This window comes from Sphingopyxis alaskensis RB2256, assembly GCF_000013985.1.
In the GTDB taxonomy this organism is placed as follows: domain Bacteria; phylum Pseudomonadota; class Alphaproteobacteria; order Sphingomonadales; family Sphingomonadaceae; genus Sphingopyxis; species Sphingopyxis alaskensis.
This window is the reverse complement of the sequence record NC_008048.1, coordinates 1,882,379-1,907,965: the sequence shown is the minus strand read 5'-3', so window position 1 is coordinate 1,907,965 and position 25,587 is coordinate 1,882,379. Positions and strand designations below refer to the sequence as shown.

At 66.8% G+C, this 25,587-nt stretch carries 27 protein-coding genes, 1 tRNA gene and 1 pseudogene; 21 read left to right on the top strand and 8 right to left on the bottom strand.

Features of this window, described 5'->3' with window-relative positions:
- The first annotated feature begins 151 nt into the window (after nucleotides 1-151).
- Nucleotides 152-1,675 (top strand): L-piperidine-6-carboxylate dehydrogenase, encoded by a 1,524-nt coding sequence (locus SALA_RS09205; protein ID WP_011542100.1) that lies wholly within the window; start codon nucleotides 152-154, stop codon nucleotides 1,673-1,675.
- A 118-nt stretch (nucleotides 1,676-1,793) separates the two neighbouring features.
- On the opposite strand, the gene SALA_RS09200 is transcribed toward SALA_RS09205, so the two are convergent.
- The 3 genes from SALA_RS09200 to fsa all read right to left on the bottom strand — a co-directional run bounded on the left by SALA_RS09200 (nucleotide 1,794) and on the right by fsa (nucleotide 5,038).
- Entirely contained in the window at nucleotides 1,794-3,290 is a 1,497-nt protein-coding gene (locus tag SALA_RS09200) for an acetyl-CoA acetyltransferase (RefSeq protein WP_011542099.1), read from the bottom strand.
- A gap of 119 nt (nucleotides 3,291-3,409) precedes the next feature.
- Nucleotides 3,410-4,204 carry an enoyl-CoA hydratase-related protein gene (locus SALA_RS09195; protein ID WP_011542098.1) on the bottom strand — a complete coding sequence of 265 codons (795 nt, stop codon included), beginning with the start codon at nucleotides 4,202-4,204 and terminating at the stop codon, nucleotides 3,410-3,412.
- 183 nt (nucleotides 4,205-4,387) lie between these two features.
- The gene (gene fsa, locus SALA_RS09190) at nucleotides 4,388-5,038 is read right to left on the bottom strand and encodes a fructose-6-phosphate aldolase (RefSeq protein WP_011542097.1); all 651 of its coding nucleotides are present in this window, start codon (nucleotides 5,036-5,038) and stop codon (nucleotides 4,388-4,390) included.
- A 218-nt stretch (nucleotides 5,039-5,256) separates the two neighbouring features.
- Between fsa and radA the strand changes: the two genes are divergently transcribed.
- The 6 genes from radA (at nucleotide 5,257) to SALA_RS09160 (ending at nucleotide 10,427) form a co-directional block, all read left to right on the top strand.
- Nucleotides 5,257-6,618, top strand: a complete 1,362-nt coding sequence (radA, locus tag SALA_RS09185) for a DNA repair protein RadA (protein WP_011542096.1) — start codon at nucleotides 5,257-5,259, stop codon at nucleotides 6,616-6,618.
- A gap of 10 nt (nucleotides 6,619-6,628) precedes the next feature.
- On the top strand, nucleotides 6,629-7,165 hold the full coding sequence (locus tag SALA_RS09180; RefSeq protein WP_011542095.1) for a CvpA family protein: 537 nt from the start codon (nucleotides 6,629-6,631) through the stop codon (nucleotides 7,163-7,165).
- Nucleotides 7,162-7,590, top strand: coding sequence for an iron-sulfur cluster assembly scaffold protein (locus SALA_RS09175; protein ID WP_011542094.1), 429 nt, complete (start codon nucleotides 7,162-7,164; stop codon nucleotides 7,588-7,590). The genes SALA_RS09180 and SALA_RS09175 overlap by 4 nt, the downstream gene beginning before the upstream one ends.
- A complete protein-coding gene (locus tag SALA_RS09170; RefSeq protein WP_011542093.1) occupies nucleotides 7,587-9,485 on the top strand; it encodes a cation:proton antiporter in 1,899 nt (632 codons plus the stop codon). The genes SALA_RS09175 and SALA_RS09170 overlap by 4 nt, the downstream gene beginning before the upstream one ends.
- 134 nt (nucleotides 9,486-9,619) lie before the next feature.
- Nucleotides 9,620-9,970 carry an ArsR/SmtB family transcription factor gene (locus SALA_RS09165; RefSeq protein WP_011542092.1) on the top strand — a complete coding sequence of 117 codons (351 nt, stop codon included), beginning with the start codon at nucleotides 9,620-9,622 and terminating at the stop codon, nucleotides 9,968-9,970.
- Complete coding sequence (locus tag SALA_RS09160) at nucleotides 9,963-10,427, top strand: SRPBCC family protein (protein WP_011542091.1); 465 nt, start codon at nucleotides 9,963-9,965, stop codon at nucleotides 10,425-10,427. The genes SALA_RS09165 and SALA_RS09160 overlap by 8 nt, the downstream gene beginning before the upstream one ends.
- 50 nt (nucleotides 10,428-10,477) lie before the next feature.
- Here SALA_RS09160 and aroB read toward each other — a convergent pair whose 3' ends face one another.
- Both aroB and SALA_RS09150 read right to left on the bottom strand, forming a co-directional pair.
- On the bottom strand, nucleotides 10,478-11,584 hold the full coding sequence (gene aroB, locus SALA_RS09155) for a 3-dehydroquinate synthase (RefSeq protein ID WP_011542090.1): 1,107 nt from the start codon (nucleotides 11,582-11,584) through the stop codon (nucleotides 10,478-10,480).
- Nucleotides 11,572-12,147 (bottom strand): shikimate kinase, encoded by a 576-nt coding sequence (locus tag SALA_RS09150; RefSeq protein ID WP_011542089.1) that lies wholly within the window; start codon nucleotides 12,145-12,147, stop codon nucleotides 11,572-11,574. The genes aroB and SALA_RS09150 overlap by 13 nt, the downstream gene beginning before the upstream one ends.
- Nucleotides 12,148-12,288: 141 nt before the next feature.
- Here SALA_RS09150 and SALA_RS09145 point away from each other — a divergent pair, with 141 nt between their 5' ends.
- The 4 genes from SALA_RS09145 (at nucleotide 12,289) to SALA_RS09130 (ending at nucleotide 17,586) form a co-directional block, all read left to right on the top strand.
- Nucleotides 12,289-14,076, top strand: a complete 1,788-nt coding sequence (locus tag SALA_RS09145) for a hypothetical protein (protein ID WP_011542088.1) — start codon at nucleotides 12,289-12,291, stop codon at nucleotides 14,074-14,076.
- Nucleotides 14,069-14,980, top strand: a complete 912-nt coding sequence (locus SALA_RS09140) for a tyrosine recombinase (protein ID WP_011542087.1) — start codon at nucleotides 14,069-14,071, stop codon at nucleotides 14,978-14,980. The genes SALA_RS09145 and SALA_RS09140 overlap by 8 nt, the downstream gene beginning before the upstream one ends.
- Nucleotides 14,981-14,989: 9 nt before the next feature.
- Nucleotides 14,990-15,937 (top strand): acetyl-CoA carboxylase carboxyltransferase subunit alpha, encoded by a 948-nt coding sequence (locus SALA_RS09135; RefSeq protein ID WP_011542086.1) that lies wholly within the window; start codon nucleotides 14,990-14,992, stop codon nucleotides 15,935-15,937.
- A gap of 134 nt (nucleotides 15,938-16,071) precedes the next feature.
- Nucleotides 16,072-17,586, top strand: a complete 1,515-nt coding sequence (locus tag SALA_RS09130; protein WP_041383952.1) for a M48 family metalloprotease — start codon at nucleotides 16,072-16,074, stop codon at nucleotides 17,584-17,586.
- Between the two features lie 91 nt (nucleotides 17,587-17,677).
- Here the strand turns inward: SALA_RS09130 and SALA_RS09125 are convergent, their stop codons facing one another.
- Together SALA_RS09125 and SALA_RS16795 are read right to left on the bottom strand one after the other, a co-directional pair.
- Nucleotides 17,678-17,842: a Flp family type IVb pilin gene (locus SALA_RS09125; RefSeq protein ID WP_011542084.1), complete on the bottom strand. Its 165-nt coding sequence runs from the start codon at nucleotides 17,840-17,842 to the stop codon at nucleotides 17,678-17,680.
- A gap of 146 nt (nucleotides 17,843-17,988) precedes the next feature.
- Complete coding sequence (locus SALA_RS16795; RefSeq protein ID WP_084764708.1) at nucleotides 17,989-18,159, bottom strand: Flp family type IVb pilin; 171 nt, start codon at nucleotides 18,157-18,159, stop codon at nucleotides 17,989-17,991.
- Nucleotides 18,160-18,224: 65 nt separating this feature from the next.
- Here SALA_RS16795 and SALA_RS09120 point away from each other — a divergent pair, with 65 nt between their 5' ends.
- On the top strand, nucleotides 18,225-18,653 hold the full coding sequence (locus SALA_RS09120; RefSeq protein ID WP_011542082.1) for a (deoxy)nucleoside triphosphate pyrophosphohydrolase: 429 nt from the start codon (nucleotides 18,225-18,227) through the stop codon (nucleotides 18,651-18,653).
- Here SALA_RS09120 and SALA_RS09115 read toward each other — a convergent pair whose 3' ends face one another.
- The gene (locus SALA_RS09115; protein WP_041383218.1) at nucleotides 18,654-19,505 is read right to left on the bottom strand and encodes a methyltransferase domain-containing protein; all 852 of its coding nucleotides are present in this window, start codon (nucleotides 19,503-19,505) and stop codon (nucleotides 18,654-18,656) included.
- Between the two features lie 42 nt (nucleotides 19,506-19,547).
- On the opposite strand from SALA_RS09115, the gene SALA_RS09110 reads away from it, so the two are divergent.
- The 9 genes and pseudogenes from SALA_RS09110 (at nucleotide 19,548) to SALA_RS09070 (ending at nucleotide 25,582) form a co-directional block, all read left to right on the top strand.
- A complete protein-coding gene (locus SALA_RS09110; protein WP_049754736.1) occupies nucleotides 19,548-20,405 on the top strand; it encodes a ComF family protein in 858 nt (285 codons plus the stop codon).
- Between the two features lie 4 nt (nucleotides 20,406-20,409).
- Nucleotides 20,410-20,670, top strand: coding sequence for a glutaredoxin 3 (gene grxC / locus SALA_RS09105; protein WP_011542080.1), 261 nt, complete (start codon nucleotides 20,410-20,412; stop codon nucleotides 20,668-20,670).
- An 11-nt stretch (nucleotides 20,671-20,681) separates the two neighbouring features.
- The gene (locus SALA_RS09100; RefSeq protein WP_011542079.1) at nucleotides 20,682-21,161 is read left to right on the top strand and encodes a DUF1178 family protein; all 480 of its coding nucleotides are present in this window, start codon (nucleotides 20,682-20,684) and stop codon (nucleotides 21,159-21,161) included.
- Between the two features lie 49 nt (nucleotides 21,162-21,210).
- A tRNA-Arg gene (locus tag SALA_RS09095) sits at nucleotides 21,211-21,287 on the top strand.
- A gap of 280 nt (nucleotides 21,288-21,567) precedes the next feature.
- A pseudogene (locus tag SALA_RS09090) lies at nucleotides 21,568-22,148 on the top strand (tyrosine-type recombinase/integrase).
- A gap of 31 nt (nucleotides 22,149-22,179) precedes the next feature.
- Nucleotides 22,180-22,578: a hypothetical protein gene (locus SALA_RS17125; RefSeq protein ID WP_153802672.1), complete on the top strand. Its 399-nt coding sequence runs from the start codon at nucleotides 22,180-22,182 to the stop codon at nucleotides 22,576-22,578.
- 49 nt (nucleotides 22,579-22,627) lie between these two features.
- A complete protein-coding gene (locus SALA_RS09080) occupies nucleotides 22,628-23,842 on the top strand; it encodes a TolC family protein (RefSeq protein WP_011542075.1) in 1,215 nt (404 codons plus the stop codon).
- Entirely contained in the window at nucleotides 23,842-24,033 is a 192-nt protein-coding gene (locus SALA_RS09075) for a hypothetical protein (protein WP_041383215.1), read from the top strand. The genes SALA_RS09080 and SALA_RS09075 overlap by 1 nt, the downstream gene beginning before the upstream one ends.
- Nucleotides 24,008-25,582, top strand: a complete 1,575-nt coding sequence (locus tag SALA_RS09070) for an efflux RND transporter periplasmic adaptor subunit (protein WP_011542074.1) — start codon at nucleotides 24,008-24,010, stop codon at nucleotides 25,580-25,582. The genes SALA_RS09075 and SALA_RS09070 overlap by 26 nt, the downstream gene beginning before the upstream one ends.
- Nucleotides 25,583-25,587 lie beyond the last annotated feature (5 nt).

Here is a 25,587-nt window from a genome sequence, read left to right as displayed (position 1 = left end):
GGGTAGGTCGGACACGATGGCTCTCCTCTGTTCGCACTCCCCTTAGCCGTTTGCATCGAGCGAAGTCGAGATGCCTGTCGTTCGTGCGCGGCTCCGGGGAGTCTCGACGGCGCTCGACACGAACGGGGAGAGGGGATTACAGGGCGGTGCGATGACGAGAGCGAAAGGCTGGGCAATGGCCGGGATCGGCGAAGAGATCGGGCAATTGCTCGACGGGTTGGACGTGGACCGTGCGCTGTGGACCGACGGGTCGATGCCCGCGGCGACGCCGCTGACGGGCGAGCGTCTCGGCAGGGTGCGGGTCGCTGATGCCGCTGCGATCGATCAGGCGCTGGACAGGGCGACCTCGGCCTTTCGCGCCTGGCGCCATGTCCCTGCACCGCGGCGCGGCGAACTGGTGCGACTGTTCGGCGAGGAATTGCGCGCCGCGAAGGATGATCTGGCGCGGCTGGTGACGATCGAGGCGGGCAAGATTCCGTCCGAAGGCGCGGGCGAGGTGCAGGAGATGATCGACATCTGCGACTTCGCGGTCGGTCTTTCGCGGCAATTATACGGCCTCACCATCGCGACCGAGCGACCGGGGCACCGGATGATGGAGGTGTGGCACCCGCTGGGCGTCGTCGGGGTGATTTCGGCGTTCAATTTTCCCGTCGCGGTGTGGGCGTGGAATGCGGCGCTCGCACTCGTGTGCGGCAACAGCGTGGTGTGGAAACCGTCCGAAAAGACGCCGCTGACGGCGCTCGCGACGCAGGCGATTTTCGAGCGTGCGCTCGCGCGCTTCGGCGAGGCGCCCGAAGGTTTGTCGCAACTGCTGATCGGCGGGCGTGAGGCGGGCGAGGCGCTGGTCGATGACCGCCGCGTCGCGCTCGTTTCGGCGACGGGATCGACCCGCATGGGCCGCGCGGTCGCGCCGCGGCTGGCGCAGCGCTTTGCGCGAGCGATCCTCGAGCTGGGCGGCAATAATGGCGTGATCGTCGCCCCCTCGGCCGACCTCGACCTCGCGCTGCGGGGGGTCGCGTTCGGCGCGATGGGGACGGCGGGGCAGCGCTGCACGACGACGCGGCGGCTGTTCGTTCACGACAGCATTTACGATGCTTTCGTCGCGCGATTGAAGGCCGCCTATGCCAGCGTCGCGGTCGGCAATCCACTGGAGAACGACGTTCTCGTCGGGCCGCTGATCGATCGCGCCGCCCATGACGCGATGCAGGATGCGCTGGCCGCGGCGAAGGCGGCGGGCGGCGTCGTGCAGGGCGGCGAACGGGTCGGCGAGGGCGCCGCCTATTATGTCCGTCCGGCGCTCGTCGAGATGCCGGGACAGGTCGGGCCGGTGCTGGAGGAGACGTTCGCGCCGATCCTCTATGTCATGCGTTATGACGATCTGGACGCCGCGATCCGGCTGCACAATGATGTCGCCGCGGGGCTGTCGTCGGCGATCTTCACCACCGACATGCGCGAGGCCGAGCGCTTTCTCGCGGCGAGCGATTGCGGCATCGCGAACGTCAATCTGGGGACGAGCGGCGCCGAGATCGGCGGGGCGTTCGGCGGCGAGAAGGAAACCGGCGGCGGTCGCGAAAGCGGGTCGGATGCGTGGCGCCAATATATGCGGCGCGCCACGAACACGATCAACTATTCGGACGCGCTGCCGCTGGCGCAGGGGGTGTCGTTCGCGCTCTAGGCCCGGGAGCCCGCCGCCAATTCCCGTTTGCATCGAGCGAAGTCGAGATGCCCCGAAGTCATGCACGACGGATGGGCATCCCGACTTCGCTCGATGCGAACGGGAAAAGGTGGGAGCGTCAGGCCGTTCGCCAGCCGTAGCCCTCTACAAGCTGCACCACCTGTCCTTCGGTCCCCACCGGCTCCCGCGTCCCGTCGGTCAAAAACGCCAGCATCGCGGCATCGCTCACATCGACATGCGCCAGCGTGCGCTGCCCGTCGGGTGTGCGCGCCACCACGACACCGGCCTTGGGCTCGCCGTCGCGGCCATAAAATACCGTGTAGCTTTCGATCGTCGCCGGTCCGGCATAATCTTCGGCCAGTTCGGGCACCGGGCCGCGCTTCGCTTCGGCTTCGGCCTGATAGTCGAAATCCTGCGGGAAGCTCGCGGCGGCGATCGGCTGGTTCCCCAGCACGATGCAATGATTGTCGGTCGCGAAGCCGCCATTGGCGAAGAGGAAGCCGTAGCGGCCCTCGCTGCGCAGTTTTTCGACCATCGAGACGACCGCATGACTCATATAGTTGGCGATCGGGCCGCCGCCGAAGGTGAGGCCGCCGAACACCGAGGCGGGGCGGTCCAACGGCCAGCCAAGGATGCGGCGGGCCATTTTGGGCACGCAGGGAAAGCAGCTGTAAAGCTCGACGCAGTCGAAATCGTGGGCGGTCATGCCATTGAGCGCGAGCGTGCGCGCGATCGACGTTTCCATGCTGACGCTGTGATCGTAACGGTCGCGGGCGAGGATGCTCGCCGGTTCCTTCGCCGCGGCGCCCATGCCGATATAGATGAGGCGGTCCTCGGCGATGCCGCGCCGCCGCGCCTCGGCAAGACTGGCCACGAGAAAACCCGCGCCCTGGTTGACCGACGAATTGGCGACCATCAGCTTTGAGTAAGGAAAGGCGATCGGGCGGTTGCGCTCGTTCACGTCGAGAATGTCGTCGGGCGAGGCGGGTTTGCGAATCCACGCTCCTTCATTTCCCGCCGCGACCTCGGAAAAACGCGACCAGATTTCGGCGCTCTCCAGCTGGGCGTCGGCAAGGCTTTGTCCCCACGCGGCGCGCGTCGCGTTTTCATAGAGCGGATAGACGTCGACCGGCGCGGCGAGGCCGTGCTTCTGGGCATAGTTTGGCTCGCGCCGCGTCGCGACCCGGCGCACCGCATTATAGCTCTTGTCCTCGCCGCTCGCGGCCTTGGCGGCGCGGCCCGCGGCGGTGCGCAGCGCTTCGCCGCCGACGACAGCCGCGAGTTTCACCTCGCCCGCGCCGATGCGGTTCGCGGCCTCGTTGAGCAGGCGCACCGGGGTGTCACCGTGCGGCGCGGCGGATTGATATTTGATCGCCGGATTGGCGCCGATCGCGGCGGCGAGCGGTTCGCACAGCTTGCCGAGATGGTGAAAGCTGATCTGGTCGACGATCGCCAGGCTGTCGATGTCGGTGAGCGACACCCCCGCGTCATCGGCGGCGACCTTGAGCGCCGCGACCATCAGCCCGAGCGAATCGAGTCCGTCGTCGGGATCGGCTGGACGGTCGTTGACCTGTCCGACGCCGATGATGACCGGAATGCGTTCGGGATCAGTCATTCCCATTCTCCGTTAGTGTCGAGCGAAGTCGAGACACACCGCAGGCAGGCGCCGCGCCGATGGGCATCTCGACTTCGCTCGATGCGAACGGAAATTGGGAGCCGAGTGTTATCGTCATCCTAGCGCGCTTTCCATTCGGGCTTGCGCTTTTCCGCAAAGGCGCGCGGGCCTTCGCGCGCGTCCTCGCTGCGCATCAGCGCGCTGCGCTCGAGGGTGTTATGCTCCCAATAGGGCGCGTCGGCGGCGATGCGGCCGTCCTGGATGCCCAGCGCGACGCGCTTCGACGCCTGCACCGAGAGTGGCGCGTTGGCGGCGATCTTGTCGGCGAGCGCGATCGCGGTGGGCATCAGCTCGGCGAGCGGGACGACATGGTTGACGAGGCCGAACTCGGCGGCGCGCGCGGCGGGGATCGGGTCGCCGGTCAGCAGATATTCCATCGCCAGCTTGCGCGGGATTTGCTGCGCGAGGCGGAAGGCGCCGCCCGCCGCGGCGAACAGCCCGACCTTGACCTCGGGAAGCCCGAACTGCGCATGGTCGGCGGCGATAATGATGTCGCTCATCAGCGCGATCTCGCAGCCGCCGCCGAAGGCGAAGCCGTTGACCGCGGCGATGATCGGTTTCGAGATCGGGTGCGCGACCATGCCGGCAAACCCCCACGCCTGCTGCGCCGGATCGTCGGGATAAAGGCTTTCACCGCGCGACAGGGCGACCAGGTCGGCGCCCGCGCAAAAGCTTTTGTCGCCCGCGCCGGTGATGATGACCGTGCGGATTTCGGGATCGTTTTCCGCAGTTTCGAGCGCGGTGCCAATGCCGACGTGGACCGCGGCGTTGACCGCGTTGCGCGCTTCGGGCCGGTTGATCGTGACGGTCAGGATGTGGCCACGGCGTTCGGTGAGGATGGTGGTGTCGGTCATCGCGAATCTCTCCCTTTCGGGCGAGTATCGCGGTTGGTTGACGTTTACGTCAACTGGAAAGGATGCAGCGGCTCTCGCCGTCATTGCGAGCGCAGCGAAGCAATCTCCAGGCATCGGCCTTAAGCGACGCCGACAGCTGGAGATTGCCGCGTCGCCTTCGGCTCCTCGCAATGACGAGGCTCGTTAGATCGACTGGCCGGTCTTCGCCCAGTCGGCAAGGAAGCCTTCGATGCCCTTTTCGGTCAGGACATGCTTGAACAGCCCCTTGATGACCGCCGGCGGCGCGGTCATCACGTCGGCGCCGATCTTGGCGGCTTCAAGCACATGGATGCCGTGGCGGACGCTGGCGACGAGGATTTCGGTGCCGAAGTCATAATTGTCGTAGATGAGCCGGATGTCGGCGATGAGCTGCATCCCGTCAAAGCCATTGTCGTCGTGGCGGCCGACGAAGGGTGAGACGAAGGTTGCCCCGGCCTTGGCGGCGAGCAGCGCCTGCGTTGCCGAGAAGCACAGCGTGACATTGACCATCGTGCCGTCGCCGGTGAGTTTCTTGCACGTCTTGAGCCCGTCGATCGTCAACGGCACCTTGATGCAGACATTGTCGGCGATCTTGCGGAGGATTTCGGCCTCCTTCATCATCGTTTCGTGGTCGAGCGCGACAACCTCGGCCGAGACGGGGCCGTCGACGATGGCGCAGATTTCCCTGGTCACTTCCTTGAAATCGCGGCCCGATTTGGCGATCAGTGAGGGGTTGGTGGTGACGCCGTCGAGCAGGCCGGTCGCGGCGAGTTCCTGAATGGCGTCGATTTCGGCGGTGTCGGCGAAGAACTTCATGGGATGGGCTTTCTGTAGGAAGGGCGATTCGGTGGTTGCTGATTGCCCTAGAGCAATGGCCGGGAAAACTGAACCGTCCCCTGGGTTCGTCATTGCGAGCGAAGCGAAGCAATCCAGGGCGGGTTTGCCACGCTGGATTGCCGCGTTGCCACGCTCCTCGCAATGACGAAGAAAGTATCCACTGGCGTTCCATTTTTGTTCCCGCTATCGAAACCCATATGGCCAAAGCGAAACGTCAATATGTCTGCCAGAATTGCGGCTCCGCCACCTATCGCTGGCAGGGGCAGTGCGCCGACTGCGGCGAGTGGAACACGCTGGTCGAGGAGGCCGCCGAAACCGTCTTTTCGGCCAAGCACAACCTGAGCAAAGGCGGACGGACGATCCCGCTCGAAACGCTGAATGCCGAAAGCAGGATGCCCGAGCGGATGCTGTGCGGCATCGCCGAGTTCGACCGCGCACTGGGCGGCGGCTTCGTCGCGGGGTCGGCGACCTTGATCGGCGGCGATCCGGGGATCGGCAAATCGACCTTGCTGTTGCAGGCCGCGGGACGGCTCGCCAAGGCGGGCAGGTCGGTCGTCTATATCAGCGGCGAGGAGGCGGCGGCGCAGGTGCGATTGCGCGCGCAGCGGCTGGGGCTCGGCGACGCGCCGGTCGCACTCGCCAGCGCGACATCGGTGCGCGACATCCTTGCGACGCTCGGCAGCCGGACCGCCGATTTCGTCGTGATCGATTCGATCCAGACGATGCACAGCGACCTGATCGACAGCGCGCCGGGGACGGTGAGCCAGGTCCGCGCGAGCGCGCAGGAGCTGATCCGCTATGCCAAGGACAGCGGCGCGGCGATCGTGCTGGTCGGGCATGTCACCAAGGACGGCACGATCGCCGGGCCGCGCGTGCTCGAACATATGGTCGACACGGTGCTGGCGTTCGAGGGTGAGCGCAGCCATCAATATCGCATCCTGCGCGCGGTCAAGAACCGCTTTGGCGGCACCGACGAGATCGGCGTGTTCGCGATGGGCGAGGAAGGGCTGGGCGAGGTATCGAACCCGTCGAGCCTGTTCCTGACCGACCGCAGCCGCGACGTGCCGGGATCGGTGGTGTTCCCCGCGCTGGAAGGCACGCGGCCGGTGCTCGTCGAGGTGCAGGCGCTGACCGTGCGCCTCGCGAGCGGCGCAACGCCGCGGCGGGCCGTTGTCGGATGGGACAGCGGGCGGCTCGCGATGGTGCTCGCGGTGCTGGAGGCGCGCTGCGGGCTGCAAATGGGCGCGGCCGAAGTCTATCTCAATATCGCCGGCGGATACCGGCTGACCGATCCCGCCGCCGACCTTGCGGTTGCCACGGCGCTGGTTTCGGCGTTCAGCGAGCGGCCGGTGCCCCCCGATGCGATCGTCTTCGGCGAACTGTCGCTGTCGGGCGAAGTGCGCCCGGTATCGCACGATGCGCTACGTTTGCGCGAAGCAGCAAAGCTCGGTTTTTCAACGGCCTGGGGTCCAAATGGCATGAAGCGCGTGAACGGCATCGGCGTCACCGGCTTTGCCCGGCTCGGCGAACTCGTTGACCTGATGCTCGGTCGCGACTAGCCCGGCGAACATGGGAAGTCTGACGGCTCTGGATATCATCGTGCTGACGCTCGTCGGCGGCGGCGCGGTGCTCGGTTTCATGCGCGGCCTCGTGCAGGAAGTGATGACGTTGCTCGCCTGGGTGCTGGCGATCGCGGCGGTCTATTTTTTTCACGCGCCCGTGACCGATCTGGCGGTTGGTTGGGTCGGCGATGGCGGCGGCGCGGCGGTTCTGGCCTTTGTCCTGTTGTTCGGCGGCGTCTTTGCGCTGGCGAAATGGGGGTCGCGGGCGATGGGGCGGCGCAGCCGCGCGTCGATCGTCGGCGGGTTCGATCGCGGGTTGGGCGCCGGATTCGGTGCGATCAAGGGGCTGCTGGTCGCGACGATCGGCTTCATGCTGCTGACCTTGCTCTACGACATAGGCTATGGCACTGCGCCGCGCCCCGAATGGATGACGGCCAGCCGCTCCTATCCGGCATTGAGCGCGAGCGGGGCGGCGATGAGCAAGGTGATCGCCGAACGCCGCGCCGAGGCGCGCGACGCCGAAGCAAAGGCGGACGCCCCATGAGTGCGCCGCTGTATAACCGCGACATCTTGGCGCTGGCGATCGCCACCGCCGATTATCTGCCGAACCCCGACGCGCGATACCGGGCGAGCAAGCGCGCGCCGCTGTGCGGCAGCGCGATCATCCTCGATCTCGACACCGACGAGAGCGGGCGCGTGGCGCGCGTCGGGCTGCACGTCGAGGCGTGCGCGCTGGGGCAGGCGTCGGCGGCGCTGCTCGCGCGCCATGCGCCGGGGCACGGGCTCGCCGACCTTTGCCGCGCGCGCGACAGCATCGCCGGGTGGTTTGCGGGAGCCGAAGAGCGACCCGACTGGCCGGGGTTCGACCTCCTCGCCCCCGCGCGTGACTATCCGGCGCGGCACGGGGCAATCCTGCTGCCCTTCGATGCGGCCATAGCGGCGCTCGAGGCGCGGGCGGCGGCGGCATGATCCTGCCCGCGCTTGCGGCCGCAACCGCCCGGGTGGCGGAAAAAGCGGTCGAAACCGCTACCGATACCGCGCTGCTCGAAGGCGCGATCCTGCTCGGTGTCGCAACGCTCTTCGTGCTGATTTTCCGCCGGCTCGGTTTGGGCGCGGTGCTCGGCTATCTCATCGCCGGCGCGATCGTCGGGCCGCACGGGCTGGCGCTGGTCGGCGGCGGCGAATCGAAGCTCGCGATTGCCGAACTTGGCATTGCCTTCCTGCTGTTCCTCGTCGGACTGGAGCTTCATCCGCGGCGGCTGTGGCAGCTGCGCCGCGCGATCTTCGGGCTTGGCATGACGCAGGTGATCGTCACCGGGCTGATCCTCACAGCTCTTATCTACGTAGTGCTGGGGTTCAGTCCCGCTGCCGCGATCGCGCTCGGCCTGCCGCTGGCACTTTCGTCGACCGCGCAGGTGCTGCCCGGCCTCAAAAGCTCGGGGCGCATCAACTCGCCGTTCGGAGAGAAGGCCTTTTCGATCCTGCTGTTTCAGGATCTGGCGATCGTACCGATGATTACGATCGTCGCCGCGCTATCGCGCGCCCCCGCTGACCCGTCGGCGCCACCCGGCTGGATGCTCGCGCTCTATACGGTGGGTGCGATCGTCGGGCTGGTGCTCGCGGGGCGGTTCATCCTCAACCCGCTGCTCCGGCTTATCGGCCGCTATGGCGAACGCGAGCTGTTCGTCGTCGTCGGCCTGCTCGCGGTGCTCGCGAGCGCGGCGCTGATGCACAGCCTGCATCTGTCGACCGCGCTCGGGGCGTTCATCGCGGGCGTGATGCTCGCCGATTCGCCCTATCGGCACGAAATCGAAGCCGATGTCGAACCCTTCCGCCTGATCCTGCTCGGCCTCTTCTTCCTCGCAGTGGGAATGGTGCTCGACATCAATGTCGTGCTCGCCGACCCGCTGCGCGTTGTCGGGCTCGCGGCGGCGCTGGTCGCGGTCAAGCTCGCCGTCCTGACAGCGATTGTCCGTGCATTCGGCAAATCGTGGAAGACAGCGCTCGGTCTCGGCCTTCTGCTCAGCCAGGGCGGCGAGTTCGGTTTCCTGCTGTTCACGCAAGCTCAGCAGGCGCTGCTCATCGCGCCCGAGGCGGCGAGCCTGTTCAGCGCGGTGGTGACGCTGTCGATGATCACGACGCCGTTCCTGATGCTGTTCGCGCGAAACCTGGAGTTCGCACCCGACCGCGATGGCCCCGTCATGGACGGCCCTGAACATGCGCCGCGCGGGTCGGCGCTGGTGATCGGTCATGGCCGCTTCGGACAGACGGTGGCGCAGATGCTGCACGCAGTCGATTGTTCGGTCACCTTGATTGACAAGAAACCGAGCCAGATCGAACGGTCGGGGCGCTACGATAACAAAGTCTATTATGGTGATGGGCTGCGGATCGACCTGCTGCGGCGCGCAGGCGCCGACGACGCAAAGCTCATCATCTATTGCATCGACGACGCCGCATTCGACGCAGCGACGATGCGCCCGATCGTCGAGGCGTTTCCGCATGCGCGTGTGCTGGCGCGTGTGTTCGACCGCCGCCAGCTGATCGCGATCGACGGGGCGGGCGTGTCGGCGGCGGTGCGCGAAGTGTTCGAAAGCTCGGTCGCGCTCGGCCGCAAGGCGCTCGAGGAACTCGACGTCGATCCGCGCGAGATCGAGGATGTCGAGGCCGCCTTCCGCCAGCTCGACGCAACGCGGCTGGCGGCGCAGATCGATGAAGGCGACATCGGCGCAGGCATGGACCATCGCTTCAGGCCCGGCGGCGGGCGCGAGGCCGACAGCGTGATCGAAACCTTCCGTCAACGCCGCCGCGCGGCGAAGGCGGCGCGCGAAGAGAGCGATGCGAGCGGCGTGACAGTCGACACCTGATCGCTCCCGTGCGCGCTTCCTGATTGCAATCAAGGTCGGCGACGCCTCGCCGCGCGCAGCGGCGACGGCCCGCCTTCCGGATAATAGTCAATTACTCACTTGACTATTATCCGGTCGCGTGATTAGTCAAGTGAATGCTTAACCATCAGGCCGCGCTCGATCCGATTCTTCATGCCATCGCCGACCCGACGCGGCGGGGCATGGTCGAACAGCTTGCCAAGGGGCCGGCATCGGTCAGCGCGCTCGCCGGGCGGCTGCCGATGTCGCTGCAGGCGGCGATGCAGCATCTCGCGGTGCTCGAAGCCGCCGAGGTGGTGCGCAGCGAGAAGGTCGGCCGGGTGCGGACGGTGTCGCTGAACCCCGCCGCGCTCCACCAGGTCGAACGCTGGGTGGCCGAGCAGAAGAAAGCCTGGGAGCGCCGACTCGACCGGCTCGGTGACTATCTGGGCGAATCCCCCGGAAATGAAAGGAATGACCATGGCTGACAGCCCGATCCACCACGCCAGCTTTTCCGTCGAACGCGCCTATCGTTCGCCGCGTCAACGGGTTTTCGCCGCCTTCACCAGTGCCGAGGCGCGGCGCCGCTGGCTTGTCGAAACCGACGGCTGGACCGTCCACGCCTATGATCCGCCCGCCGAAGTCGTACCGGGCGCTGTGGAGTCAAGCCGTTTCAGCCCGCCGGGTGCCGACGTCGTCCTGACCAATGATACGACCTACCTCGATGTGGCGCCGCAGGAACGGCTGATCTTCGCCTATGCCATGACGGTCGATGGAAAGCCGCTGTCCTCGTCGCTCGCGACCGTCGAGTTTTTTGATGAGGGGCAGGGCGCGCGCATCCGCTTTACCGAACAGGGCGCCTATCTCGACGGCGATGTGGCCGGACGCGAAGCCGGAACGCGCGAACTGCTGGACGGGCTGGCGACGGAACTCGGCGAGGCCTGAGCGGTGATGGCACAAGGAGGCGGCGGGGCATTGGCGCGCCGCCCCCTTTTTCATACGCTACGCTGCTCGTCGAGGAAGGCGGCGACGGCATCTAGGTCATATGCGTCGGTGACGAAGCTCTGCCCGATGCCGCGCGACAGGATCAGCGGCAGTCTGCCGCCGCGCACCTTCTTGTCGTGCGCCATATGCGCGGCGAGCTGAGCGCCGCCGCCATTGATCCCCGCGCTTGCCAGGCTGTGCGGCAGGCCAACGCTGGCGAGATGGTCGCGGACACGCGCCGCGTCGGCGGCGGGGCAAAGTCCGTTCGCGGCCGAAAACTGGTGTGCGAGCACCATGCCCGCCGCCACCGCCTCGCCGTGGAGCAGCCGGTCCGAATAGCCGGTTTCGGCCTCGAGCGCGTGGCCGAAGCTGTGGCCGAGGTTGAGCAACGCCCGAATATCCTGCGTCTCGCGCTCGTCGGCGGCGACGATGCGCGCCTTGGCGGCAACGCTGTGCGCGATCGCATGGGCCCGCGCCGCACTGTCGCCTGCCAGCAGCGCGGCGCCATGCGCCTCGCACCAGGCGAAGAAGTCCGCGTCGTCGATCAGCCCATATTTGACGACTTCCGCATAGCCCGCACCGAGTTCGCGGCGGGGCAGCGTTTCGAGCGTGGTCGGGTCGATCACCACCATCGCCGGCTGGTGAAAGGCGCCGATCAGATTCTTGCCCGCAGGGACATTGATCGCGGTCTTGCCGCCGACGCTGCTGTCGACCTGTGCGAGCAAAGTCGTCGGCACCTGAATGAAGGCGCAGCCGCGCTTGACGATGCTGCACGCAAAACCGACGAGATCGCCGATCACACCGCCCCCCAGCGCGATGACATGGTCGCTGCGTTCGATGCCTTCGCCGATCAGCCATTCGGTGAGGCGCGCGAGGCCGGACCAGCTCTTTGTCGCCTCGCCGGGGTCGAGCACGAAGGAGGAGCAGGCGATATTCTCCATCGCCAGCGCGGTGCCGATGGGTGCAAGATAATGGTCGGCGACATGGCTGTCGGTGACGATCATGGTCCGCGGTCGCTTCAACAGCGGCGCGACATGCGCGCCAATGTCGCGGATCAGCCCGTCGCCGATCAGGATCGGATAGCTGCGGGCGCCCAGTTCGACGGTCAGCTTTTCCATGTTGCCAGGGCCTCCAGAATCGCCCGCACCGTATGTTCGTGCGGCGTGCTTGCCGAACTGACGCGCAGATGCGCCTCGGCATAGATGGGATTACGGACCGCCGCCAGTTCGCGCAGCACTTCGCCGGGGTCGCGATCCTTGAGCAGTGGGCGGTGGCTGCGGCGGCCGACACGCTCGACGAGCGTGGGAATGTCGGCGTCGAGCCAGATGCAAAGGCTGTCCTTCAGGATCAGCGCGCGCGTCTCGTCATTGATGAAGGCGCCGCCACCGGTTGCGAGCACCATCGGCTTGCCGCCGAGCAGGCGCGCGATGACGCGGCGCTCGCCGTCGCGGAAATGCGTTTCGCCAAAGCGCGCGAAAATGTCCGCAATCGTCATGCCGGCGGCGCGCTCGATCTCGTCGTCGGCATCGGCGAAGCGCATCCGCAGCCGCTGCGCAAGACGGCGGCCGACGGTCGACTTGCCCGATCCCATCAGCCCGACGAGCACGATCGACCGGTCGCGGATCGACGCGGGGATGGCGTCGGGTGACGCAGGGGCCGGGCTTTTCGGGTTTCGCGACATGGTCCGCGCGGCTATACCGCCCGGACCGCAGGGGACAATGGTTTTGCTGCGAGCCAAACGGGATGAACCAAGCCCGCGCGATATTCCGCGCCGGTCGATCGAGGTGGATGTGAACGACAAGATGGCCGAAAGCCCGCTGCCATGAAGCGAACGACCCTGTCCCTGGCGCTGGGCCTGTCGGCGGCGGTGCTGGTGCTGCCGGCGATCGCGCAGGAATCGCTGTTGCCCGAAGGGTTCGGCAATCCCGCCGACACACCCGCGCCGCGTCCCGCCCCGACGCCCGCGCCGTCGCCGACGCCGGGGCCGCCCGTGAATGGCAGCGCGCCGCCCGTGGTCGTCCCGACGGTCGGCAGCGCCGACAGCGATGCCGACGATGATGAGGAAGCAGGTGACGAAGAGGTCGAATCGGGCGGGCTGAAATATGACCTGCCCCCCGGCGCGCGCCGCCTGCTGACGCGCATCGGACCGCTGACCCCCGCAACCGGCGGGATGGCGCCCGACGCCTTTGGGGTGCGCGGCCAATATGCCGCGGCGATCATGCGGAAGACGAATGGCCAGTTCGCGTCGCGCTGGGGGCAGATACTGCTCCGCCGCGCGCTGGCCTCGGCAATCGACACACCCGCGACGATCAACGGCGCCGACCTGGCCGCCGAGCGCGCGTCGCTGCTGCTCCGCATGGGCGAATCGACGGCGGCGCGGCGGATCGTCCAGTCGGTCGATTACGACCGCGCCACCCCCCGTCTCGTCGCCGCGGCACAACAGGTCTATCTGGCCACTGCCGACCCGGCGGGACTCTGCCCCTATGTGCCTGCGGGCCTGGCGCATGGCGACGAGCATAGCTGGCGGCTTGCGTCGGCGATCTGTTCGGGGCTGTCGGGCGAGGCGGGGCCGGCAGGCTGGGCGATCGGGCGCGTGCGGTCGAGCGGCAGGCTGTCGAACTTCGACATCCTGCTCACTGAGCGCGTACTCGGCGCGACGGGCGCCGGGCGGCGGTCGACGACGATCGAATGGGACAATGTCGACCGGCTGACGAGCTGGCGCTTCGGCATGGCGACCGCGACGGCGATTCCGGTGCCCGATGCGCTGCGCGCCGCGGCGCCCGCCTATATGAAGGGCTGGACCGTCCTCGCGCCGATGACCGACATTGCGCAGCGCGTTGCCGCGGCGCCGGAAGCGGCAGCGCGCGGCGTGCTGTCGAGCGACGCTTATGTGTCGCTGTTGAGCGCAGCCGCGGGCGAGGAGGAGCCGAGCGAGGCACTGACCGCACAGACCGTCCAGCTGCGCACCGCGTTCAGCGCGGCGGCCGGTGCCGATCGTTATGCGGCGATGGAGGAACTTTGGAGCGCGGCGAGGACGCCCGCGGAGGCCTATGCGGCGATGATCGCGACCGCGCGCGCGGCCGCGGCGCTTCCCCCCGGCACCGATGTCGGCGGCGATCCGTGGCAGCTCCTCGGTTCGATGCTCGCAGCGGGCTATGATGCCAACGCGCTGGCGTGGGCGTCCAATGTGACGCCGGGAAGCCATGCCTGGGGAGTCCTTGCGGTCGGCTCGCCGCGCGCGCTGAACGGCCTGAGCGCGAGCACCGTCGAGCGTTTTTCGAACGCGGACGACAGCGCCGCTTCTCTGCGGTCGAAGTTCCTGCTTGCGGGGCTTGCCGGGCTCGGACGCCTCGATGCCGCCGCCGCCGCCGCGGCGGCGCGCGATCTCGACGTCGATCTGGGACGGCAGACGCGCTGGACGCGAGCGATCGCAGCGGCGGCCGAGCGCCGGGAGCCCGGAATGGTCGCCTTGCTCGCGGCAGCCGGGATGCAGGGCGACTGGTCGAAGGTGCCGCCCTATCACCTCTATAATATCGTCCGCGCGCTGCGCGAGGTGGGGCTCGCCGCCGAAGCGCGGATGATCGCCGCTGAAGCGCTGGTGCGTGTCTGACGCGGCCTCAATAGACCGCTTTCTGGAGATGATGGCGGCCGAGCGCGGTGCTTCCCGCAACACGCTCACTGCCTATCGCCGCGATCTGGAGCAGGCGGCCGAGCGGGTCAAAGGGCCGCTGGGTGCGGCCGATGCGGCGGCGCTGCGCCAATTGATGGCCGATTATCGCTCGCTGTCCGCGAGCAGCGCGGCGCGCAAGCTGTCGGCGCTGCGACAATTTTTTGCCTTCCTCCTCGACGAAGGCGAACGCGCGGACAATCCGGCGCTCGACATCGCGCGTCCGGCGACGCGGCGCCCATTGCCGCGCATTCTGACTCACGACGAGATCCGGCGTTTGTTCGAACAGGCGGTCGCCGAAGCCGAAGGCGAAGCGCCGCCCGCGGGTGCGGTGCGGATGCTGCTGCTCCTCGAACTCCTTTATGGATCGGGGCTGCGCGCGACCGAGCTGGTGTCGCTGCCGCGGCGCGCGGTGCTTCGCGAGCGCGAATATCTGATCGTCCGCGGCAAGGGCGACAAGGAACGTCTGGTGCCGCTTTCGGCCCGCGCACGCGCGGCGTTCGATCGCTGGCTGCCGCTGCTCGCCGACGGATCGCCATGGCTTTTCCCCTCCGGCAAGGCGCATATCTCGCGGGTGCGGCTGTTTCAGATGCTGCGCGATCTTGCGGCGCGCGCAGGCGTCGATCCGGCTGCGGTCAGCCCGCACGTCCTGCGCCACGCCTTTGCGACACACCTGCTCGAAGGCGGGGCCGACCTGCGCGCGCTGCAACTCATGCTCGGCCATGCCGACATTGCAACGACCGAGATTTACACGCATGTCGACAGCCGCCGCCTCGTCGAACTGGTCAACCGGCGGCACCCGCTGGCGCATATGGATGACGTTGACCTGACGGCGCCTTCGGCCTAGCGACGGCGCATGACAGCCTTTCTGGACTTCGAAAAACAGGTCGCCGCACTCGATCGACAGATTGCCGAACTGCGCGAAATGGGGGATGATCCCACGCTCGATATCGAGGGCGACATCGCCAGGCTGGAGGACAAGTCCGCCAAATTGCTGCGCGACATCTATGCCAGGCTGACGCCGTGGCAGAAAACGCAGGTCGCGCGTCACCCCGACCGGCCGCATTTCAAACATTATGTCGCGGGCCTGTTCGACGACTGGATGCCGCTCGCGGGCGACCGCAATTTTGCCGACGATCAGGCGATTCTGGGCGGGCTGGCGCGGTTCCGGGGCCGCCGCGTGATGGTGATCGGCCATGAAAAGGGCGACGATATTCCGTCGCGGATGAAGCATAATTTCGGCATGGCAAAGCCCGAAGGCTATCGAAAGGCGATCCGGCTGATGCAGCTTGCCGACCGCTTCGGCCTGCCCGTGATAACGCTGGTCGATACGTCGGGCGCCTTTCCCGGCATCCAGGCCGAGGAGCGCGGACAGGCCGAAGCGATCGCGCGGTCGACCGAACAGTGCCTTGCACTGGGCGTGCCGATGGTCGCGGCGGTGGTCGGCGAGGGCGGTTCGGGCGGCGCGATCGCGCTCGCCGCGGCAAACCGCGTGCTGATGTTCGAGCACGCCGTCTATTCGGTGATCTCTCCCGAGGGTTGCGCCTCGATCCTGTGGCGCACCTCGGACAAGGCGGCGGAGGCGGCGGCAGCGATGAAGATGTCGGCGCAGGATCTGCTGGCGCTGAAGATCATCGACCGGATCGTTCCCGAACCCGTCGGCGGCGCGCATCGCGCGCCCGAGGCTGCGATTGCCGCGCTCGGCGATGCCCTCGAACAGGAACTGAACGGCCTGTCGGGCCTGCCGCGCGACACATTGCTTGCCGCGCGAGAGGAAAAGTTCCTCGCGATGGGCCGCGCCTGACGAGAGCGGAACCGTTCCGCCCTGTCAGCGTTCCCTTTATCGGATACAGGGTAAACGACGGTCGTGGCGGTCGCTTATTTTTTGCAATGACAGGGATATCCCGGAGGATGACAGCAAAGGTGGGAGGCGCGATCATGAGCCGCTTGACAACTGGGACGGTGATTGCCGCGTTGCTGGCGGGTTGCGCGGCAGCTGGCGGCGGGGGGATGAACGGCACCGCCGATGCGCGGACAAAACCGATCAGGACCGCGACGAGCATTTCGCCCGCCGAGCGCAAGGAGGGCGACGAGGCGCATCCCCAGCTTGTACAGGATTTCGGCGGGGCCTATGCTGGGCCGCAGGCATCCTATGTGAACCGGGTGGGGCAAAATATCGCGATCCAGTCGGGCCTGTCGCGGTCGCCCGGCGACTTTACCGTCACTCTGCTCAACTCGCCGGTAAACAACGCCTTCGCGATTCCCGGCGGCTATGTCTATGTCACGCGGCAGCTGATGGCGCTGATGAACGACGAGGCGGAGCTGGCGGGCGTGCTGGGGCACGAGGTCGGCCACGTCGCCGCGCAGCACAGCAAGAAACGTCAGTCGGCGGCGACGCGCAACTCGATCCTCGGCATTCTCGGCGCCGTTCTGGGCAGCGCGATCGGCGACAATGGCGGATTGCTCGGGGGGCTGGGCGGGCTGCTCCAGAATAATTCGATGCGGATCGCGCAGCTTGCGACGCTGGGTTTTTCGCGCAGCCAGGAACTCGAGGCCGACCAGCTCGGCGTCCAGTATCTGCGCAGCGCGGGTTATGATCCGATGGCCTTGTCGACGATGCTCGCGAGCCTTGCCAACCAGACCAGCCTCGACGCCCGCCTCGCGGGTGGCAATGCGCGCTCGCTCCCCGAATGGGCGAGCACGCACCCCGATCCGGCATCGCGCGTGCGCAACGCGCAAACGCTTGCCAACCGCGCGGGCGGTGTCGGCGGCATGCGCAATGCGGACACCTTTCTGGCGTCGGTCGATGGGGTGCTCTACGGCGACGATCCCGCGCAGGGCGTCGTCGAAGGGCGAAGTTTCCTGCACCCCGACCTTCGCCTTCGTTTCACCGTCCCCAGCGGTTATGTGATGCAGAATGGCACCACGGCGGTGTCGATCAGCGGCAATGGCGGCCAGGCGCAGTTCTCGACCGCTCCCTACAGTGGCGATATGAACGCCTATATCGCCTCGGTGTTTCGTGCAGTTGCGGGCAATCTGTCGATCAGCCCCGGAACGATCCAGCGCACGACCGTGAACGGGATCCCGGCCTATTATTCGACCGCGCGCGTCAACAGCCAGTCGGGGCCGGTCGATGTCACTGTCTTTGCCTATGAATTTTCGGGCAGTCAGGCCTTTCATTTCGTGGCGCTGACGCAGGCCGGACGTGGCGGCGTCTTCGATCCGATGTTCGCCAGCGTGCGGCGATTGAGCGCAGCCGAAGCGGCCGCGATCCGGCCGCGGCGGGTCGATGTCGTCACGGTGGGCCGCGGCGACACGGTGGCCAGTCTGGCGCGGCGCATGGCCTATGATGATTATCAGACGGAGCGGTTTCAGGTGCTCAACCGGCTGACGTCGTCAAGCCGCCTGACGCCGGGGCAGAAGGTGAAAATCGTCGTTTATTCGGGCCGGTAGGCGTGGCGCATGAAAAAGGGCGGTGGGATGACCCACCGCCCCTTTCTTTTCGATCGACACGCCGCAGGAGCGGCGTGTTCGACGCGCGAGCTTACTTGTTCAGCTCGGTCGAAACTTCGTTGAAGGTGTTGCTGACGCTGTTACCAACAAGGCCCATGGCCGAGATGCCGGCGACGGCGATGAGGGCCGCGATCAGGCCATATTCGATGGCGGTGGCGGCTTTGGTATCGCGAACGAACTTCTTGATGAACTTCATGACTGGTCTCCTGATTTCACTTACCCTGTTGACGGTCTGGTCTGGGTCAACATGAACGGTTTAGGTCGAATAGGTTTTGAAAATCTTAATGGGCTTTTGCGATTCGGTCGGTGATTCGGCCAGAAACGGGACAGCCGACGCCGATCCTACATATTCGCATCGGCGGCACGGGAGACGTTGCCCCACATGCTGTTGGTCGAATTGGCGACATTGCCCACAGCGACGACGGCCGCCAGGAAGATAAGGGCCAGGATCAGCCCATATTCGACGGCTGTGGCGGCCCTGGTCGACCGCATCAGCCTGTAAAGATTGCGCATTGCTCCACCCCTGACTGAAATATAGTTCCCGAGGCTGCCGACATTTGCACAGGAAGGTTAACAATTTGGCCGCGCTTGACCCCGTAAAACCGCCAAAAACCTCGCTTGTCGTCGCTGCGGCGGCGCTCGTCGACCGCGACGGCAGGCTATTGGTGCAACAGCGGCCCGAGGGGCTTGCAATGGCGGGGTTATGGGAGTTTCCGGGCGGCAAGCTCGAACCCGGCGAGACACCCGAGATGGCGCTCATCCGTGAACTCGATGAGGAGCTGGGGATCGCCGTCGATCAGGCGTGCCTTGCGCCCGCCTGTTTCGCGAGCGACATGCTCGGCGACCGGCACCTTCTCCTTCTTCTTTATGTCTGTCGCAAATGGCGCGGTACGCCGATCGCGCGCCATGCAAGCGCGCTAGACTGGGTGCGTCCGGTCGAGCTTCACGCGCTTCCGATGCCGCCCGCCGACAAGCCGTTGATCGGATTGCTGGAAGCGTTGATCTAGCTAGGGTTTCGGCTTCAGCGCCGCTGCCAGCGAGGCCGTGCCGCTGCCGCGCCGCGCGGGCTGCGGCTGGTTGGGGTGCGGCGCCCAGCCGCTGAAATAAACGAGTCGAAACGCCTCGGCGATGCGGCCGTCGGGGTCGGCGGCGGCGGCGAAGGCGGCGGCGATGCGCCCCGCTTCGTCGCGCGTCAGTGGCGGCGGCGCGGGATCGAGGCGGTTCGACAGGCCCGCGGCGCGCAGGTCGCGCACCAGCGCAAACCAGTCATTATAGCGCACCGTCAGAGCCTCGACGTCGACGACCGGCAACGCAAAGCCGACGCGCTGGAGCAGATTGCCCATCGCCGCAAGGTCGATCTGCGGGTGCATCCGCGCGACCGGGCGGACACCGTCCGCCATCATCGCGCGGCGCAGCCGGGGCAGGCTGCCGTCGCCGACAAAGGCGCCGAGCAGCAGCCCGTCGGGCGCAAGCAGCGCGCGAAGGCGCAGCAGCGCGCCGGGCACATCATTGATGCTGTCGAGCCCGCCGGGCCAGACGATGAGGTCGAAGCTCTCGAACGGCAGGTCGATCGCATCAGCTTCGATCGCGATCGCGCCTGTGCGCGCGGCGAGGCGCGGCGCAGCCTCGACGATGCAAAGCTCGGTGCCGGTCGCGCGCAGATGGTCGGTGAGGGCCGCGTCGTGCGCGCCGATGAGCAGCGTGCGCGCAAAATCGCGCGTTACCATCGCCAGCCGGTCGAGCAGCGTTTCTGCGATGATCGGCGCCAGGAAATTGGCATCTGGCGGCAAGCGTGCCAGCCGATCGCGCTGCGCCCGGTCGCGGGCAGGGGAAAAGAGCGGACGGGGTGACTGCGACATGCGCCGCTTGTGCCGTCCCCGGCGATGCTTCACAAGCGGGCGATGGCGAGTGCGACGGGGCATGGGGAAAAATCGGGCGCGCCGAACGGCGCGGCGCAGCTGCTGCTTCGCACCGCCGCGCGCGCGATTATCGATTACGCGCTGCCGCCGCGCTGCCCCGGTTGCGGTACGGTTGTCGGGGAGGATCGCCAATTCTGCCTCGCCTGTTGGTCGTCGCTCGATTTTCTGGGCGATCCCTGCTGCGTGTCCTGTTCGCTGCCGCTGCCGTTGGCGATGACAGGCGATCGGGTGATGTGCGGCGCCTGTCTTGCCGACGTGCCCCCGTTCGAGGGGGCGCCCGCCGCTGTCGCTTATGGCCCGGTGGCGCGGACGGTCGCGCTGCGGCTCAAATATGGTCGACGGACGGGCCACGCCCGCCTGATGGCGCGGCTGATGGCGCGCCGGGTCGGAGCGCTGGGGCCCGTCGAGACAATGCTGCTCGTGCCGGTGCCGCTGCACCGCTGGCGGCTCTGGTCGCGCGGATTCAACCAGGCGGCGCTGATCGCCGACGAACTGACGCGGCTGACCGGCGTGGCGCGCGACCATCACCTGCTGCGGCGCGTCAGGGCGACCCCCTCGCTGCGCGGCAAAGGACGGCGCGAGCGCGAGCGCATCGTGGCGGGGGCGTTCGCGCTCGCCGTCGACGCCAGCGCGCGCGCGGCGGGTCGCCATCTGGTGCTGGTCGACGATGTTCACGCGAGCGGCGCGACGCTGCGCGCCGCCGCGCGGGTGCTGCGTCGATGCGGCGCGGCGCGCGTGTCGGCGCTCACCTGGGCGCGGGTCGTGCCCGATGCGGCAACCGGCAACGAAATTGACATTGCCTCGTTGGATTCCGATATGGGCATCAGGAGGACAGGATAGGCGAATGGCCAGGATCGAAGTATATACCAAGGCGTTCTGCCCCTATTGCACACGGGCAAAGCGGTTGCTCGACGGCAAGGGCGCCGATTTCAGCGAGATCGACGTGACGATGGACCGTGCCGGGTTCGACGCGATGGTCGCGCGCGCGGGCGGCCGCCGGACGGTGCCGCAGGTGTTTATCGACGACCGCCACGTCGGCGGCAGTGACGAGCTCGCCGCGCTCGATGCGAAGGGTGAACTCGACGCGCTGATCGGGCGCGCTTAGGGGCCGCAGCCGTGATCGTTTTTGATCTTTGCTGTGCCGCGGGCGATCACCGGTTCGAGGCCTGGTTCGCGAGCAGCGACAGCTTTGCCGACCAGCAGGCGCGCGGCCTCATCGCTTGTCCGGTCTGCGGTGACAGCGACGTCAGCAAGGCGGTGATGGCGCCGCGCGTGGGTGCGAAATCGAACCAGAAGACGGAGAGGCACGCTGTCGCGGCGCGGCCTGCTCCGCTGCCCGCCAATGGATCGCTGCCGGTCGAACTCGTGCGCCGGGTGATCGCCGAAATCGCCGCCAAGCAGGCTGAAATGCTGCCGCAATCGCGCTGGGTTGGTCGCGATTTCGCGGCCACGGCGCGGGCAATGCACGACGGGCGCGTGGCGGAGAAGCTGATCCACGGCCAGGTTTCGCGCGACGAAGCCGAGGCGCTGCGCGAGGACGGGATCGCTGCGATGCCGTTGCTCGTTCCCTTCGCGCCGCCCGATGCTGTCAATTGATCCAAGCCGATTGACGCTGAACGCGCTGCCCCGCTAGACGGACTTCGGCGCGCCCGTAGCTCAGCAGGATAGAGCATCAGATTCCTAATCTGGGGGCCACAGGTTCGAATCCTGTCGGGCGCACCAGTTTTCAAATCGCAGTTACTACGGGAAGCGGCGCTTCAATGCGGAATTAGCGTAGCGTTCGTGGCAGAATTCCGTTCTTCGCCGGGCCTCCGATCAACGGGTTGTCGGACTGAGCTCGACGTTCCTCAACGGGATACCGAATGACCGGGTCTGCCCATATTGACATCCGGCATGCCCACTTACTCCGAACACTGATTGCAATGGGTCGATGGCCGCCGCAGCAAATCTATCGTCGGACCGGACATTCTTCGTATAACCATTCTGGTCACTGGGGACCATCATGGAGATGCCTGAAACAGAAAAAACTGGCACCAGGCGACGTGTCTGGAATGCAATAAGTTCCATTGGCGCGACACGCGTGCTCAGGCCGAAGCAAATATGGGAAATCCGATACTCAATGAAAGCCGCCGCTTGCGTGATCGCGCGCTGTTTGGCCTCGCGAATGATAGCAAGCTGCGGCCATGTGCGAATGACGATCGGCGACATCGTCAGCGGCGGTCAGATTCGAACGCGCGCAATTGTTATGCAGCAGAAGACTGGCTGCCCTGTTCAGTTCGAGCTTTTGCCGGACGCCGGGGCCAGTCTGCTGGCATGGCTTGAACGCCGAGACGGCCGTTGGATGATTAAGTCGTTCCCAGCCGGGTCGATTGCAGCGGGCATCTTAGCAGCCGCCAATATGCTCGGCTTGTTGATGAATGGGTGACCGGGGTTGGCATGAGGCGAAGCTAATACGGCACTCACTCGATTCGGCGAACCAAGGCGTCGATCATCTTCAGGGCTACCGGCAATCTCCGTGCCGTCCAGATTCTTCTTGGCCACTGCAAGATGGAGAACACGGTGCGGGCCGTAATCACCAATTGATCGACAGGAACCCTGCCGCTATGCCTGCGACGTGACCCGGCTTCTCGCTCTTGCTCTGCTTCTGTGCGCACTCGTTGTGCCGAGGGCGGCGTGGGCGGAGCATATGGGGCAACACGGGCAGTCGCTGGAATCGTCCGAAGACCATGTTCACCATGATGATCATGTCCACACGGTTGCAGCAAACGAGGTCGGGCATGAACATGATGCCAGCCCTGACGATGCCAGCCCGTGCGATGACAGCGATCATGGGCCCGCACTTGCCCACAACCACCTTGCTGCGGACGTGCTTTCGGTCCTGGCCGGACCCGAATATGCGCCCATGCTGAATGACCGCTTCCTGCTGGCCGAACGGCGCCGTGCAGCACCGCTTGCATTTGGCGCGCCCGAAAGCCCACCGAACAATCTTCTGAGACCTCCGCGAACGGTCTGACGCGCCTGCCGGGCGATGGCCCGGTCGTCTGACCCATGCGGAGAATATCATGTCAATTCAGTGGATGCGCTGCGCATCCTGTCTCATCCCTGCCACGCTGGGTGTGCTGGCCCCGTCGCTTGCTACACCTGTTGCGGCGCAGGAACCCCTGACAGAGAGCCGTGCGATCGCATTGGCGCTGGCGCAGGAAGGGATCGCCGGGCGCGATGATGCCGACCGCGCTGCTGCGGCGGCCGAGGTCGATGTGATCGGCCCGCTCGACAATCCGCAGCTGGAATTGGCGCGCGAAGGCGGCGGGGGTGAAACCGAATATCAGCTCCATCTGGTGCAGCCGATCGATCTGGTCGGCCGCCGCGCCGCCTTGCGCGATGCGGCGCGGGCCGACGCTGAGGCGACCGCTGCCGATATCGAACGCCGGCGCCAGTTGATGATCGCCGATGTGCGCAGCGCCTATGTCCGCTGTGCGGCGGCTTCGGCGCAGGCCGATATCTGGCAGGCCTACATCGCCGATGTGAACGAAGCGCTGCGGATTGCCACTGCGCGGGCGGAGGCGGGGGATACGGCGGTGTATGACGTGCGCCGGGTGCGGGTGCAGGCCAGCGCGGCAGAGGCCGGGCGCTTGCAGGCTGATGGCGCGCGCCGGGCGGATTGCGCCACGCTGGGCGGGCTCACCGGGGTGGCTGATCCGGCGGTCGCGATCGAGGCGATCACCGCGCTTGGCCAAGCCGACACATCAGCGGGCGAACGCGCTGATCTGATCGCGCAGCAGCAGCGGATCACCGCCGCCGAGTATCGGATCACTGCGGCTGAACGCGCGCGCTGGCCGCAGCTTTCGGTCGGTGCCGGGGTGCGCGGGCTCGATGATGGTACGGGCACGCGATATGGCCCGACCATCTCGCTTGGGGTGTCGTTGCCGCTCTGGAACGGCGGCGGTGCGGCTGTGCGGCAGGAAGATGCAAGGCGCACTTCGCTGGAGGCGGAACTAGCCATCGCCCGCCGCCAGATTGCCGCCGAACAGTCCGCAGCCAGCGCGCGGCTGTCCTCCTCACGCGCTGCTGCCGTGGCCGCCATTAGCGCGCGCGATGATGCCGGGCGGCTCGGCACGATAGCCAATACAGCTTACCAATCGGGCGAAATCGGGGTCGTCGAACTGCTCGACGCCTACGAAGCCGCGCGCGACGCTGACCTTTCTGTGGTCGCTTTCGCGCTCGATGCCGCGCTGGCGGCGGTTACCTACGATCTTACCACTGGAAGGAGCTACTGATGAAAAAGACGATCCTGATTGCCGCGATACCGGGCCTGCTGACGCTGACCGCCTGCGGCGAGGCAGCCGACACCGCCGAAGCGCCCGAAGCTGCGCCTGAAGCAGACGATGATAACGACGCACCCGAACCCGTCGCCGAAGCCCACGACGAGGACGAGCCGCACGATGAATCCGTGCCGCACGACCATTGATGCCCTCTCGATCCGAGTATTGATAATGACCCGATCTCGCCTGCTTGCGGCGCTTGCCGCACCTGTTCTGGCCCTGTCCTTGGCAGGGTGCGGATTGCTGTCCCCGGACGAACAGGCGGAGGCTGATGGCGGCGGCGGGATCGTGGTCACGCATTTTGCACCTTCGACCGAGCTGTTCGTCGAATACCGCCCCTTGGTGCAGGGCAAGGACCGGCGGTTCGATGCGCATCTCACCTGGCTCGACAGCTACAAGCCGGTGACCGATGGCACGCTGACCGCCGAACTGGTGTGGCCCGATGGCACGATAGACACGGCCAAGGCCGGGCCGAGCGACGTCCAGGGCATCTTCAGACCGCTGCTGAAGGCGTCCAAAAGCGGCAAGGCGCGGCTGCGCTTGGTGCTGGGCAACCCCAAGGGTCAATCGGTTCACGATCTGGGCGAGGTCACCGTGTGGGCCACGAGCGCAGAAGGCGCCAAGGCCGCTCCCGCCGAAGCCGAGGAGGAAGGCGCGGTCGCTTTCTCCAAGGAAGTGCAATGGCGCATCCCGTTCATGACCACGGCGGCGCAGGTCACCAATTTTGCCGAGACAGTGCCGGTCACTGTCGATGTCCAGATCCAGCCCCAGGCCGAAGCGATTGTTTCAGCTCCGGTCGACGGCATTCTGCGCGCGGCGAGGATGCCTGCTGCGGGCGACCGGGTGCGGCGCGGGCAGGTGCTCGCCAGCATTTCTTCCACTCTGGGTGGCGGCGAGGATGTTGCGACCCTTGATCTTGCCATCAACGAAGCGCGGATCGCCCGCGATGCGGCCGCGCGCGAAGTCGCACGCATGACGCAGCTGGTCGAAGCCGAAGCCGTGCCGGCACGGCGGCTCGATGAAGCGCGCACCGCGTTGCGGATGGCTGAGGCGCAATTGCGGTCGGCTAGTCAGCGCCGTTCAGCTGTGGCAGGCGGCGGCGCGGGCGTGCCGGTGGTTGCCCCAATCTCCGGGGAGGTGCTCGATAGCGCCCTGGTGCAAGGCGCGGGCGTCACCGGCGGACAACGCTTGTTGCGGATCGGCGATCCAGCGGCGCTGTGGCTGGTTGCCCGTGTGCCCGAAGCAATGGCGGCCATGGTCGGGACACCCAACGGGATCGACCTGCAACTGCCCGATCGGGTGATCACGCTTGGCGATGGCACCGGCCAGCTGGTGCAGCGCGGTGCGGCGATTGACCCACAGACCCGCACCCTTTCGGTGATCTATGCCTGGAACAGCCGCGCACTGCGCCCCGGCCAGCGGGTGCAGGGACTGCTGCGCACCGGCTATGCGACACGGCGGCTGACCATTCCGGCCAGCGCCTTGCTCAACGAAAGCGGGCAGGATGTAGTCTACGTGCAGCTCGGCGGCGAAACCTTCCAGCGCCGCGCGGTCACCGTGCTGGCGCGTAGCGGCACTCGGGTGGCGATAGAAGGCCAGCTCAAAGCAGGCGAACGGGTGGTCACGCGCGGTGCGGCGGCGGTCAGAGCAGCAGCGGCGACGCCCGATGCTTTCGGCCACGGCCATGCGCATTGAGGGGC